We start from the raw sequence: 13,550 nt of genomic DNA on the forward strand, positions 1-13,550 counted from the left end.
GAGCGCTGCCTTTGCTGGAGCCTGTGGCGGCACCTTGATCATGAGGCAGCTCTTCAAGTCTTTCCTTTCTTACAGCCCCGGGCATCTGGGGCTGTTTGCTTTCCTGCTGACCACGACTGCAATCCTGGCTGCTGAGGATGAGAATGCGGTGAGGCTTTACCAGCGTGGCATGAAACTCATCACCGAGGGTGAGCACGAGGAGGCGCTGGAGCGCTTCAATACCATCGCCACCAAGTATCGTCGGAGTGAAACATGCGCGCTGGCGCTGTGGGAGATATATCGCCTGCAGGAACATCTGGGTGAAGATCCGGCCGCCTTCGAGGCGCTGAACCGTCTCGCCACCGAGCAGCCGGGGCACTTTGCCAAAGCGCATGAGGGGCAGCTTCGTCTGGCGTTGCGGCTTATGGGGCGAGGCCCTGAGGCACGTCGCACTCTGGAACCCGTGCGTCCTTCACAAAAAGTGGACCCCGAGGTGCTGGCGGAGATGCTGCGCGTCATCGTCAAGAACGGCCCGCAAAGTGAGATCGGCATACAGGCGCACTACTACCTCGCGCTGACACTGGAAAAGGCCGGCGAGAAACGCGAAGCCATCGCCATGCATGAAGATTTCGCGGAGAACTTTCCGAGGCACGAACTGGCGGATGATTCCGCCTATCAATGTGCTTACATCGCCTACAAGGACTGGAAGACGATGCGCGGCGACAGCCCACATCAGCGCGAGGCTGCTGCGGTGTCGCTCGCATGGTTCATCGCCCGATTTCCTGAAAGTGACAAAGGTGCTCAGGCCCGGGCTTGTCTCGGGGAAGTGCGTCTGGCCGAGCGGCGTGAGTTGATGAGCATCGCGCGCTACTACGAAGGCCGGGGGAACATGAAGGCGGCGGAGGTTTACTACCAGCAGTTGGCAACGAAGTTCCCCGACGTGACAGATGAGCAGGTCGGTCCTGTGCGATGAAGCTTTTTGGCTGGGAAGGTGAGCCGGGCTTTGGGTTTATGGGATTAACGTTTACCTTGTCAATACAAGGCGCTGACAAGGTTCAAGCCTACCGTTGGTGCCAGAAAGGCCAGCATGTGGCGGAATCGTTTCCAGCGCGCACCTTATGCTCATGGATGCTCCATTCAGCGCCATAACAGGTGACGAAAATGTTTCATCCCACTCATTGGCGCGGAATCTCGCGTGACGGATACATGCATGGAAAGGCGGATACAAAACTCCCCAATCAGAACCGACCTCAATCCCCTGGTTCTGCTTGGCTAATGACAACGCCCCCCAAACCCCCATCCAACCCATGAAGAAATATCTTTTATCCGCACTGCTCCTGCTGCTCACCATGGGAGCGGGTTCACAAGCTGCGACTTTGACATCCTCGAATGTCGGAAATGGCCTGACGCTTGCTGGCGGGACGACGCCTCTGGCCAGTGGCACGATCCGCTATGGCTATTTCCCGACCGGTTTTGACTACGCTGCGAATGCCGCGAGCTTCACCGCCCTAGATGCGGCCTTCATCGAAGTGGTCAGCTACAGCGGGGTCATCAACACCTTCTCAACAGACGGGTTTTTCGAGTTGAATCTGAACTACTCCACTTCGGCCACGTATGATGGTCGCCCTTTTGACTCGACCAGTGGTACCACGGAGGACACCAGTTCGACAGACATCGTGGGCGAGAAGGTCTATGTCTGGGTTCTCAACAACACGACGGCGTCTGAGGCGACCCAACAGGCAATTTTCTCCTCGGACATTCGCTGGAAAGATGCGGACACAGTCCCCGACAACTCGACGAGTATGGACATTGACTCCAGCATTCCGGGTATCACCGCCCACATCGGTCAGCTCGCGACAGGTGCGGACATCGGTGCCGGGGCGAACTCCCATGTGCTCCAGCTTGCTGGGGCGGTAGCTCCTTCCAACGTCATCGCCTCGCGCACACCAGCAAGTGCGGACATTTACGTCGGCACCTCGGTGACCTTCAGCTACACGGCGGATGGCGATGCGCCATTCACCCAGAAATGGTTCAAGACCGGCAGCGCCACCGTCCTTGGCACGGGCGCCACCTTCACCATCGCCACCCCTCAGATCACGGACAGTGGCACTTACTATGTGGAAGTCAGCAACGCGGGCGGCCCTGCTAATTCCAACAACGTCAGCCTGAACGTGCTCAGCCCCATCGCCACAGTCACCGATCATCCAGACACGCAGGCGGTGAAAGTTGGCGAAACGGTGACCTTCAGCGCCACTGCCACCGGCTCCGGTCCGCTGACCTACCGCTGGTTAAAAGGCACAGCTCCGATCGTTGGCGCCACCACAGACACACTGACGCTTTACGGAGTCAGCCTGAAGGATGCGGGCCTCTATCGTTGCGAAGTCAGCAATGTGGTCGCTACCAAAACGAACAAAGTGCTAAGCAATCAGGCCCTCCTCACCGTTGTTCAGGACAATGTCCCTGTCGCGCGTGTTGTCGCCAAGGAGAACACCAAGGGCTCCGTGACCTTGACACTCAATTACGCCGAGACGGGTGTGCTGCCGGCGAACAAAGCCACGCTTCAGTGGAAGAAGGATGGCGACGTCATCCCGGGTGCAACCACGAAGACACTGAAGATCACCCCGCTGGCCACCTCTCCGGCTGCCGTGCTTTACACCTGTGAAGTCCAGGCTGCTGGTATCGCCAGCCCGGTCGTCGGTGCCTCCACGGAGTTGATCGTTGTAAATCAGGCTCCTCTGATCACCAACCCGCTGGCTTTGAACATGCCAGATGGTCAGGTCGGCGAGCCCTACAGTTTCCAAGTGCCGGTCGATGGCACGCTCACGCGCACCCCGGCCATTTTTGCCGCCGCCGGTCTTCCGAAGGGACTGGTGATCGACAAGGTCACCGGCCTCATCAGCGGACGTCCGCAGGCCGCGACACCAGCGGGCAAAACGGCCAAGATCACCATCACCGTCTCGAACGGCGTACTTCCAAATGCAACAGCCACGGATGAGATCGTCATCACTGGCATTGCCGACAATCTCGTCGGCACCTGGTCTGGCCCGATCGAGCGCGGCGACCTCAGCCAGGGTCTTGGGGGTCGTTTCGACATGACCATCGCCACCACCGGGGGCGTGTCTGGAAAGATCACCCTTGGCACCGCAGTCCATAGCTTCGCCGGCGGCTTCGAGTTCGATTCACTGAACAACGTGCATGAAGTCTCCTTCACCGTGCTCCGTGCCATCAACCAGGCACCTCTCCAGGTGAGCTTCAGCCTCTCTGGTAACAAGTTGGCGGATGGTGAGATCAGCGCTGGCATGGACACCCCCCTGGCCTTCGAGGGCTGGCGCAACAAGTGGCTGGCCGCTCCGGCTGCGGCGAACGCAGTCGGCTACATGGCCCGCCACCACATGCTTCTTGAGCTGGCCGATCTTCTTGATGTTGGTGATCTCGACATTCCCCAGGGGAAAAGTTTTGCCAGCTTCAGCGTCGCCAAAGACGGCAAGCTGACCTTTGCCGGCAAGCTTTCCGACGGTGAGTCCATCACCTTCGCCACCTTCATGGGACCGAACGGTGAAGCGTTCATCTTCCAGACCCTCTACAAGACGACAATCAAAGGCTCCCTGCTTGGCGACATCTTAATCGACTCCAAAGGCAATGCAGACGCTTCTGACAACACCCTGCTGGGAAATGCCAGTTGGAACCGCCCGCCCAACAACGTCAAAAACACGCTGTATGCAGCAGGCTTTGGCCCGGTGGACCTCTCCATCGAAGGTGGTGCCTATGTGGTTCCTGCCAGCCCGAAAGTCCTGCTGGACCTCACCCCAGGCACAGACAATGCGACGCTCACAGTCACCGACGCCAACCTGGAAGATCCAGAAACGAATGCGGACGACATCATTGAGGCCGCCACCATCGCTGTGGGCAGCAAAATCACGGTGGCCAACACGAACGCGCTTGGCATCACCATGACCGCCGTGCCTGCCACGGGGGTCATCTCTGGCACCATCAAGCCAGGCACCAAGCCTGAGAAGCTCGAAGGCCTAGTCGTCCCGGTGAACGGTGAACTGCTCGGCGTCGGCTTCTTCCTCACGGACGACAGCTCCTTTGAGCCAGCCCGCAGGCTCTCGGGCGCCTTCACGCTCAGCGAGGCCATTATGCCATGATCTGAGTCATTGGATTTTGATACACTTCGAGGAGCGCCGGAAACGGCGCTCCTTTTTTACAGCGCCATGTCCAGAAAGCGCTGTTCCTCTGGAAGAAGCAGGCTGCGCCGCAGTTTTTCCGCGACTTGGAAGCCTGCTGCCACCTGGCCGTCGGCAGCCAGCAGTCCAGCCAGCACGGCTTTCTGGCCATGGGTCAGAAAATCCTCGCGGGGGATGACTTCAGCCAGCAGGTCTTTCAGCCTCGCTGCGTCCTGCATACGGTAGGCGGCGAGCGCCTGGATCAGGCGGATGGGAGCCTCTTCCACAGGTGCTCCTGCTTTTTCTGAGTCTGCAAACTCCAGATTGATGCCCTGCAGCACCTCCAGGTAGCGCAGACGCAGCCGATAGGCATGGTTATCCGGCCTGAGTTTGTAGAGACTGCGTGTGTAGCCGATGAGGCGCTCCGTCATGCCCTGGGCGGCCGCCAGCTCCGCCGCGCGTTCAATGAAGACCAGCGGACGGCTGTGATTGGAGTCCGCGAGCTTGTCGTAGGCATCAAGGGCCAGATCAGCCAGGCCCAGCTTCTCAGCGAGCATGCCTGCTGCCAGCATCGTCCGCCGGTTGCCAGTCGATTCGAGTTCAAGGCAGGTTTTAAGATGCTTTTCGACTGCCGCGCCGCCGGTGTCTTCATGGCTGGCGACTTCGGCGAGCCAGAGCTGGACACGCCCTGCGGAGACAGGAGGCAGATACTCGTCCTCTGTCAGGAGCAGCCGCAGCTCCTGCCAATGGCCGGAGAGGACGAGTGACTGGGCGTAGGCTGCGAACAGGGCCGCGTCAGTGAACAAGGCGTCTTTCGTCAGCAACGTGCGGATGAGTTCACTCTCGCCTTCCAATGCCAGCCATTCCACAAAGACCCGCATGTCCTCACGCGAGCCGCTCCGGCAGAGATCCACCAGTCCGGTCAGCGTCTTGTGGCGCGTGTCGGGGACCGCACGCATCAGCCCTGAGTAAGCCGCCAGCCGCTCATGCAGAGAGGCGGCAGGGTGAGTTTCTGCGCGTTTCACAAGCACCCCCGCTTCAGTGGCGGAGAGCGTTTTCAGACCGGCGAGGTAGGCGATGGCGTGCAGCGCCTCCGCCGTTTCCTCACGGGACACTTCCCACAGCCTCTGCAAAGCGGCACCCTGCATCTCCGTCATGCCCGATGTGTGGGTGCGGATCAGCTTTTCGACCTCCGACTCCGCCCATACTGGCGGGGGGAAACCTTGGGCCTCGGACAGTGCGGCGGCGAGTCTCCGCCCTTCTTTGCTGGTCTTCAGGTCCTCCGGCAGAAGATCGAAGGCGTTGGCGGCAGCCAGGAGATTTCCGCTGTGGTAGGTGGTCCAGGCCAGACTCAGACTGTCGCCACTCTGCCAGTGGCCCATTTCCTTCAGGCGGAGCAGGGTGGATCTTAGCAGCGCCGGATCGCCCTGGGTTTTGTCGAGGAAGGCAGCCACGGCGCGGAGGAAGGCCACATCATCTGGCGGCAGGCCTCGCGAGGCAGTTTTCAGGCATTCGGAAGCTTCTTTCCAGGAGCCGGTGCCGATATGGTCATGGGCTTCCTCAAGGGCCACCAGGGCTCGCCTGCGCGCTACCTCCTGCCAGACCGGCCAGCCGACCCAGCGTACCAGGGCGCTTCCCACAATGATCACCAAAGCGGTCTTTGTCACACGCCCAAAACGGGCGCGTTTTCTGAAAGGCACCGGCTCAGGAGCCGGCCTGGAAGTGCTCTGTGCCATGGATCATGCGGGCGGAGGGTGCCGCCCAGGTCCCATACGCTGCTCACCCCTCTGTGCAACCCCTGAAGAGCCCAGCTCAGACGGCTCAAAGACCGGCCTGAGACTCCCAGTCAAACATGAACCAACGGTTCGGCAGCGCCTGGCGGATGTTCACGCACTGGTCTGACTTTGCCGCCGGCGGAAAAGTAATGCGCACGGTCAACCGCATCGAGGCCCTGGATCGACCGGTGATCTCATATTCCTCGTAGTGCAACTGCTGGGATAAGTAAGTGGCCACCATCGCCGAGCGCCGCACATAGCCGTACATCGAGTGGCCTCCGTTCGGGCTGATCAGCTTCACACAGAGGAAGTGGGCCTTGTCAGCGAATTCATGGTTGTAGTAATCCCCGGGCACTGCGGTAACCCGCATCCAGACAGGCGTCTGCGGTTTCTCTTTTTGGAGCGTGGGCCAGTCCATGTCATTGAAGCCCGTCCAGCTTTCCCAATCCAGCAGCATCCCGGCACCGACTGAGCGGACAAAGATGGCCACTGCCTGACGGTCGCTGTGGCTCGGACTTTCATAGGTCAGGCTCAGAAACGAACTGGAACCGAAGAGAATCTGTGCGGCGGAAACCAGCCGCGTCGTCACGGGATCGGCGTCCTGGCGTTCCTGGTAGTGCTTCCGCATTTTCGGCAGCATCGCGTCTTTGTTCAGCACATAGTCGGCCTTGCCCTCCACGCTGTCTGCCCGCTGGTAGCCTTCCAGAACTGCCGCAGCCTCCTTCACCTGGGCCGAGGACAGCGCCAGAATCTCCGTGTGGCTTGCCATGCCGCCTTCCGGTTTTTCCCTGAAAACATTGGGTAAAGGGCGTCGCACCTGTTTCATCTCCATGGCTGCAATCTCCTTCATGGAGATGTGACGGACGGGTGCCGAAGGTTTCACCGCACCCACCAGAAGGCTCTGTGCTGGAGCTTTTGCCAGAGGTTCTGGTGGCGTGACCGAGGCCGCTGAGGTGGCGCGGGGCGGCTCATTCAGTCCTGAAAAATACCAGGTTCCGGCGATGACTGCGGCTGTCATGATCAGGCCCACGCCGAGGCCGAGAAGAGAACTGCCCCAGTGCTCTGGCACCATGCGCCGCGTCCGCTTTTTCTGAGTCATGGACGGCATGATGAAAGGATCATATGCGGATGTGGGCTTCGACATGACTGCTTCTATAAACAAGCTCAGTCACGAGACAGTTCTGCGTGGTGAATTTATTGAAACAATTGGTCAACCGGCTTCTTGGGGTGCCTCCATTTTTGAAAAACAAGCCAGAAGTGACGGTAATGTTGCACAGGCCATCTTTAAAAAGAGTCGATCAGCGGGCATAACGGAAATTGGCGGGAAATCTCGCCATGACCCAACACCTCTTCCCAATCCATGAAGCGATCCTCCTCGTTGTTCTATTTTGCCATCCTCGCTTTCGCAGCACTCTCCGGCGGTGCTGTGCAGGCCCAGGATCTACCCGTCAGCCGCACGGCTGCGGTTCTTGATGTCACCCTCCCCATCAACCAGTCCACCCTCGTCTCCATTCCCCTGGTGAACATCGTCGCCTCCGGCACGATCACGAGCGTCTCTGGCACCACCTTGGGAGTCTCCGCTACCCTCGGAACACTGACCACTCCGCACGCCATCAAGATCACCAGCCGTGACGACCAGCGTGGCACGGGTGCCAACGCCCCTGTCGGCAGCAGCACGACCGCCTATGGCCAGTCCTCCCGCCTCGCCAGCAACACAGCCAGCACGGTCGTCACGAACGCCGCGCTGACCCCGAACGTCGGTGATGAGTTCATCATCTATGAACTGGAAACCCTCGCCACACTCTTTGGTGCTCCTCCTGCCGCTGGCTGGAACACTACCACTGGCTCTGCCAGCTCCGACCTTGTCTATCTCGACAACGCGGGTGCGGTCGTCGCTTACTTCTACAAGACTGGCGGTCTTGGTGGCTCCGGCTGGAGGCTCGCCTCCGCTCCGACGGGTGCCGAACAGGGTGGCACGGTGATCGAGTCCGGCCACGCCGTCCTCGTTCAGCGCCGCAACGCAGGCTCCGCTTTCAACCTGCGCTCCACGGGCTTCACCACCATCGGTCGTGAGAGCCCCTCCGTTGTCGCTGGTTTTAACATCGTCAACAATCCCTTCTCCGTCTCCACCACGCTGGCCGCCAGCAGCCTGAACACTCATGTCACAGGCTCCACGGGCGCGGCTTCGGCGGACACCATCTACATCGAGAGCGCTGGCGTGCTGAACAGCTACTTCTACAAAACCGGGGGCCTCGGCGGCACTGGCTGGCGCCTTACCTCTGCTCCGACTGGAGCCGATCAGGGCGGCGTCGTCCTCACTCCGGGCAAGGCCATCCTCTTCCGCGAGCAGGCCGGCAGCGTCGGCTTCGCCCTTCCAGAACCCTTCGCCGAATAACCCACCCATCACCACTCCTCAAACCGCGAAAGTAATTTAAAAATCATTCACTATGAAAAAGACATTTCTTACCCTCGGCTTCCTCGCCGCCTCTCTTTGCTCCGCTTCCGCAGCCACCCTCCTTGCTGACAACGTCAGCAATGGGCTGACCCTCGCGGACGGCACCACCGCTCTCGCGAATGGTCGCATCCGTTTCGGCACTTTCACCATCACGAATACGGCAATCACCAGCAACGCGGATAACATCGCCTTCCTGGACGCGAATTTCCGTGAAGTGGTGAACTACAACGGCCCCATCAGTGCCTTCGCCACCCCTGGCTTTTTCGACAACACCACACTCGGCGGTGCAGCCACCTACGCTGGCGGCTCCACCACCTACGGTGGCACCACCTATGACCTCAGCAGCGGGGCCACCACCAACGTCGCCAACGACATCGCTGGCAGCAACATCTACATGTGGGTGTTGGACAATGCCAACCTCCTCAGCGCTACCCAGCAGGGTATCTTCGCCAGCACCTACATCTGGGCTGACAGCGACGTCATCCCCAGCAACGATTCTGCCTTCGACATGACGCCTTCCGCTCTTACCGCCCTCGTCGGTCAGCTTGGCACGGGTGCTGACATCGGCGCTGGTGCTGGTTCGCACCGCCTCGGCACCATCGGTGCTGTGCCAGAGCCTTCCCGCGCGCTGCTCATGTTCCTCGGTCTTGGCGGTTTCTTCTTCCGCCGTCGCCGCGCCTAATCCGCGCTCTCCACGGTTCATTCCCTTCACTCAAGTTCTGACCTCATTCTATTGATCAAACTCATGAAATTTTTCTCCAAATCCATCCTCGCAGCCGCCACGGCGGCTCTTGGATTCGGTGGTGCAGCCCAGGCTGCCATCGTCGAAGTCGCCGCTGACATCACAGCGGACACCCGCTTCTCCCGTGACAACGTTTATGTTATCACGAAGGTCATTTACCTCCTCCCACCGGCCAAGCTCACCGTCGAACCAGGGACTATCATACGCGCTGCCCGTGCTGATATCACCGGGTTCACCAACAGCCCGGGTTCCATCATTGTCACCCGTGGTGCCAAAATCGTGGGCAACGCTACAGCGGACGATCCTATCGTCTTCACGTCGCTGGACGACCCTTATGTTGCTGGAGGCGCGAACACCATTCCTGTCGCGATCACTGGCAATTCTGGTTCTGTTCCTGTGACAGCCCAGCCTTACCCGATTGATGGCGGCACTGGAGCGAACGCCTTTGCTTTTAGCAAGGAGTGCGGTGGACTCGTCATCCTGGGCCGCACGCCTCTCGGCTACGACCGCGATGGCGATACCAATGCCCTCACCTGGGACGGCAGCGTTCATGGTGGTGTGGACAACACCACCGGCGCTGTGACCAGCGAAACGATCGCCTACCCCAACACCTTCACCACGGCCACGGGGAACGGCACCGGCTTCGCCCTCATCGAAGGCCTGACCAACACCACGGTCACTCTCGGCACCGCCTTTGATGCTGATGGTGCAGGCACCGTCTTCTCCTCCAGCACCACCTTCAATCCAGGCTTCTTCGGCGGCGTGGATGAAAACGACAACAGCGGCGTCATCCGCTTCTGGTCCCATCGTTACGGCGGCTTCAACCTCGCTGCTGCTAATGAAATCAATGGTGTTACCATGGGCGGCGTGGGTCGTGGCACGGTGATTGAGTTCCAGGAAGTGGCTCAAAACGCCGACGACGGTTTCGAATGGTTCGGCGGTTATGTAAACTGCCGCTATCTCGCCTCTGTCTTGAATGGTGATGACTGCTTCGACGGTGACTTCGGCTTCTCTGGCAACCTCCAGCATCTTTTCGCCATCAACGACAACGAAAGCTACCTCCGCTCAGGCTGGGGCAATGCCACCGACGGTACCTCCATCGGACGTAATGCTGCAGCTGTGAGTGATAAGATGATCGAGTGGGATGGCTCCGAAACAGACAACTCCCGCGTCACCCCCCAGACCAATGCCTGGGCTTTCAACTTCACCTTTATCGGCAACAAGGGTGCCAATACCACCCCTGCTGCCCAGGATAGTGCGATGCACATCCTGAAGGGTGCAGATGGGCAGTGGGCACGCGGTGTTTCCGAAGACATCCATGGTCCCGTGGTCTTCATTGCCGGCCACGCCACCGCTCCGGTGGAAACCAGCGCTGATGTCCTTGACACTCTTTACTTCAACTTCGGCAGCGCCACCAGCGGCGGTGATGCCAGCAATACCCTCACCCACGCTGCTGCTGCCATCTCGCAACTCCGCCTCAAAGGCCATGCCACCAAGAACGGTCTCGACCCCCGTCTTGTTGACGACACCAGCCTGGACAGCATCGCTCGTGACGACATCGGTTCAGATCCGTCCCGCGTTGGCGTGACGAACTTCTTCTCCCCGGTGCGTCACCGCGGTGCCATGCGTGACAACAACTGGCTTTGGGGCTGGAGCTGGTCCCACGCCGTGGACCTGATCAACAAGGCCGACGACAACGTCGCCCGCCCTTCAGTCACCCTCAGTGTCGCCACCACGACCGTGTCTGCCAGCTTCGCGGCTGACACCACTGAAACCGTCGCCGGTGACGCTGTGGTTTATGTGGTTGAGCGCTCCACGGATGGCAAGACCTTCGTGCCCTTCACCTCTGTTCAGGACGGAGGATCTGCGGACACGAACGCCACCGTCGGACAGATCACCGTGGCTGACAGTGGCTACAGCTTCACTGGCACTCCTGTTCACTACCGCGTGATCCCGCAGTAATGACCGTCTAGGTTGATCTGCATTACACCGTTCTCAAACTCTGGGCGGCTGGTTCATACCAGCCGCCCTTTTTCATGGTGCGCACGGCAGGGCGCAATCACTTTCCTCCAAGATGGTGAGTGTTGCGGGAATGATGTAGGTCTTTTGAATCCACGCTTTCTCCCAAGCCCATGGAATTTCTGTTACATCGAGCCCCGCTAAAGCAGGACTCGCAGAACCCTAAATAAAGCAGAGACGTTTGGAGAAGGGGAGTTTCTCAGAGACAGTCCCGCTTCGCATGGTTTGTCTGCCGCGGTGCTTCCAGAAGGTGCCATTGTTCAGCTCGATTTCAGAACTGGACCCGGATTTGTGTGACGAAAAGTTTGCTTACTGGCCTCCAAATCTGATTTCAGCCTCCCAAAGTTACTTTTTTGTAACCGAAAACACATTTCCTTCAACGTGTGGCCGTCACAATGCAGGGGATAAATGCCAATCTCCAATTACCTCCTTTGCCTTCCTATCATGGCGCTGCTTTCGTGCCCTTGTTTGGTGTCGGCACAAGATTTGAGTTCCATCGCCTCGACAGAAAAATTGATCGAAGAGCTGATGGTTGACTCGCAAAAACACGCCAAACCGAGGGCCGAATACCCGAAACGTGATGCTATCCGACTAGCTGAGTCCTGTGCGGACCTGCTCGCCGCCGATGTTCCGAGTTACACTGCTCGTCTAGGCGATGTTGTGGCGGCGAACCTGAAGGCTGGCCGCTTGGATGACGCCCTGATGCTGTCCGAAAAGATGCGATTGTTGGGTGAGGAAAGCGGATTCACGCGGCTCATGCTGTATCATTTGCACGCGGGTCGGAAGCCGGAGGCTGCAGCCCTGATCCCGGACATCGAAAAAAGCCTGCCCCGGCTATCTATGGTGCGCAGGCGAAACGCAGAAAGGGACATTGCCATCACGAAAGGGCTTATGGCGGAGAAGTCCGGCAACTTGGTAGATCTGAAGCATCTGGAGCCTGATATACGCCTAGAGGTGGAGACAGAGTGGTTGCGTGCTGGCAAACTCGCCGAGCCTCCGAAGACTCTGGAAGCGGTAAAAGCCCGGATCAGCAAAGAAGCATCCGGTGCGCTGGCCTCGGTGCGCTTCGCCATCACCGCCATGGAGAAGGCACTGCCAGCGCTACCTGAAGAGCGGGCGTTTCCTTTCATCGACTATGTCGGACAGCTATGCACGGAATCTCATCATCCGGGAGCACATCACGGTCTGCTGGATCTGGCACGCACACTTTGGTCACACGAAAAACTTCGCTCACATGCAAGCAAGGCAATGAACCGCTACTTGGCGCAGACTGCGGCATACCCGGAGCAAGCGGAGTGGAAAGGCCCGTACTTTGCCGACGCTGTGCCGGTGCTTCTGGAATGGGGCGAAAAAGACCTCGCCATCAAGGCTGCCAAGGACGCCCGTGACAAGCTGGCGAAGGTCTTTATCGCTGACTCGTCCCGTGCACTGGTGGCTGCCGCTCGCGCTGCCCATCGTGTAGGCAGCGAAACAGAGCGCGATCAGGCGTTAGCTGACGCCGTGGCCTCTGCACGCCGCTACCCTCATCCCCGCATCGCTGCCGATGCCGCTTTGGAATGTTGCTTGCTGCATGCTGAATTGAATCTGCCCTTCAGCGACAAGGCATACGAGCAGATCGCCGCCCTCCTTCACCTGGACGACTCTGTTTCTCAATGACCCCCGGAGCTGCCAAGACTTATTCATTCAGGCAGACGGAGGGCTGTCTTCTGCGCTTGTGCGCCATGGCGCTCTCCGTATTTATCTTTACCTGCCAGTCTGCCTTCGCCCAGCAGGCTGGCGGCGGCCTTCGTGGCACCGTGCTGGACGCCGACTTCTCCGTGCCCGTGGCCGGTGCCAGCGTGGCGCTGGAGGGATCTAGCCTGTCCGCAGTTACCAACGAAGAGGGCGTTTTCTTCATCAACGGTGTGCCACCTGGGCAGTATGCCGTTCTCATCAGCAAGGAAGGTTTCATCCGCGAGCGCCGCAGTGATCTGGTAGTCAGTGCGGGCTCTGTGAAGGAAGTCGAGGTCGAGATTACCGCGGAGGTCGTCGAACTCGATGAGTTTGTCGTCAGTCAGGAGGAGATCGTGGACACGGCGGAAGGAGGTGTTGGTGAGATCGAGCTGCGTACGGAGCTAAAGAGCTTCACCGACGTCCTGGGTGCGCAGTTCATCTCCCAGACAGGTGCTTCCGATGCGGCCAAGCTGCTCTCCAAGCAGACTGGTGTAAACGTGGCGGACGGGAAGTTTGTCGTCGTCCGCGGCCTGAGTGACCGCTACAACGTTGTCAGCCTAAACGGTCTTCGCGTTCCCAGTTCCGACCCAGACCGCCGCGCTGTCTCCCTGGACCTCTTCCCCACGGCCGTCATTCGCAATGTCTCTACTACGAAGACCTTCCTTCCCGACCTCAACGCCGAGTCCACCGGGGCGACGATC

10 protein-coding genes are annotated in these 13,550 nt (G+C 59.4%); 8 read left to right on the forward strand and 2 right to left on the reverse strand.

Annotated features, from left to right (window positions below; genetic code table 11):
• Both bamD and AC6FTP_RS22125 read left to right on the forward strand, forming a co-directional pair.
• Window positions 1-952, forward strand: a 952-nt coding sequence (gene bamD, locus AC6FTP_RS22120) for an outer membrane protein assembly factor BamD (RefSeq protein WP_497209084.1), incomplete at its 5' end; no start/stop codon positions are given.
• A gap of 334 nt (window positions 953-1,286) precedes the next feature.
• A complete protein-coding gene (locus AC6FTP_RS22125; protein WP_497209085.1) occupies window positions 1,287-4,127 on the forward strand; it encodes an immunoglobulin domain-containing protein in 2,841 nt (946 codons plus the stop codon).
• Window positions 4,128-4,183: 56 nt separating this feature from the next.
• Here AC6FTP_RS22125 and AC6FTP_RS22130 read toward each other — a convergent pair whose 3' ends face one another.
• A complete protein-coding gene (locus AC6FTP_RS22130) occupies window positions 4,184-5,881 on the reverse strand; it encodes a hypothetical protein (protein ID WP_497209086.1) in 1,698 nt (565 codons plus the stop codon).
• An 85-nt stretch (window positions 5,882-5,966) separates the two neighbouring features.
• The gene (locus AC6FTP_RS22135; protein WP_497209087.1) at window positions 5,967-7,019 is read right to left on the reverse strand and encodes a hypothetical protein; all 1,053 of its coding nucleotides are present in this window, start codon (window positions 7,017-7,019) and stop codon (window positions 5,967-5,969) included.
• On the opposite strand from AC6FTP_RS22135, the gene AC6FTP_RS22140 reads away from it, so the two are divergent.
• From AC6FTP_RS22140 to AC6FTP_RS22165, 6 genes are all read left to right on the forward strand, one after another.
• Complete coding sequence (locus tag AC6FTP_RS22140) at window positions 7,018-7,284, forward strand: hypothetical protein (protein WP_497209088.1); 267 nt, start codon at window positions 7,018-7,020, stop codon at window positions 7,282-7,284. The two genes, AC6FTP_RS22135 and AC6FTP_RS22140, sit on opposite strands and share 2 nt — an antisense overlap.
• Window positions 7,281-8,315, forward strand: a complete 1,035-nt coding sequence (locus AC6FTP_RS22145) for a hypothetical protein (RefSeq protein WP_497209089.1) — start codon at window positions 7,281-7,283, stop codon at window positions 8,313-8,315. The genes AC6FTP_RS22140 and AC6FTP_RS22145 overlap by 4 nt, the downstream gene beginning before the upstream one ends.
• A 52-nt stretch (window positions 8,316-8,367) precedes the next feature.
• A complete protein-coding gene (locus AC6FTP_RS22150) occupies window positions 8,368-9,057 on the forward strand; it encodes a PEP-CTERM sorting domain-containing protein (RefSeq protein WP_497209090.1) in 690 nt (229 codons plus the stop codon).
• 63 nt (window positions 9,058-9,120) lie between these two features.
• Window positions 9,121-11,079 carry a beta-helix domain-containing protein gene (locus AC6FTP_RS22155; protein WP_497209091.1) on the forward strand — a complete coding sequence of 653 codons (1,959 nt, stop codon included), beginning with the start codon at window positions 9,121-9,123 and terminating at the stop codon, window positions 11,077-11,079.
• Window positions 11,080-11,580: 501 nt separating this feature from the next.
• The gene (locus AC6FTP_RS22160) at window positions 11,581-12,792 is read left to right on the forward strand and encodes a hypothetical protein (RefSeq protein ID WP_497209092.1); all 1,212 of its coding nucleotides are present in this window, start codon (window positions 11,581-11,583) and stop codon (window positions 12,790-12,792) included.
• Window positions 12,793-12,857: 65 nt separating this feature from the next.
• The coding region (locus tag AC6FTP_RS22165; protein WP_497209093.1) for a carboxypeptidase regulatory-like domain-containing protein at window positions 12,858-13,550 on the forward strand (693 nt) is incomplete at its 3' end.

It is taken from the genome of Prosthecobacter sp., assembly GCF_044378005.1.
Lineage (GTDB): Bacteria > Verrucomicrobiota > Verrucomicrobiia > Verrucomicrobiales > Verrucomicrobiaceae > Prosthecobacter.

Bases quoted from the DNA above. Each gene is read 5' to 3' on its own strand.
- AC6FTP_RS22125 (WP_497209085.1), top strand. From the start codon at position 1,287: ATGAAGAAATATCTTTTATCCGCACTGCTCCTGCTGCTCACCATGGGA.
- AC6FTP_RS22130 (WP_497209086.1), bottom strand. From the start codon at position 5,881: ATGGCACAGAGCACTTCCAGGCCGGCTCCTGAGCCGGTGCCTTTCAGA.
- AC6FTP_RS22140 (WP_497209088.1), top strand. From the start codon at position 7,018: ATGGACGGCATGATGAAAGGATCATATGCGGATGTGGGCTTCGACATG.
- AC6FTP_RS22135 (WP_497209087.1), bottom strand. From the start codon at position 7,019: ATGACTCAGAAAAAGCGGACGCGGCGCATGGTGCCAGAGCACTGGGGC.
- AC6FTP_RS22145 (WP_497209089.1), top strand. From the start codon at position 7,281: ATGAAGCGATCCTCCTCGTTGTTCTATTTTGCCATCCTCGCTTTCGCA.
- AC6FTP_RS22150 (WP_497209090.1), top strand. From the start codon at position 8,368: ATGAAAAAGACATTTCTTACCCTCGGCTTCCTCGCCGCCTCTCTTTGC.
- AC6FTP_RS22155 (WP_497209091.1), top strand. From the start codon at position 9,121: ATGAAATTTTTCTCCAAATCCATCCTCGCAGCCGCCACGGCGGCTCTT.
- AC6FTP_RS22160 (WP_497209092.1), top strand. From the start codon at position 11,581: ATGGCGCTGCTTTCGTGCCCTTGTTTGGTGTCGGCACAAGATTTGAGT.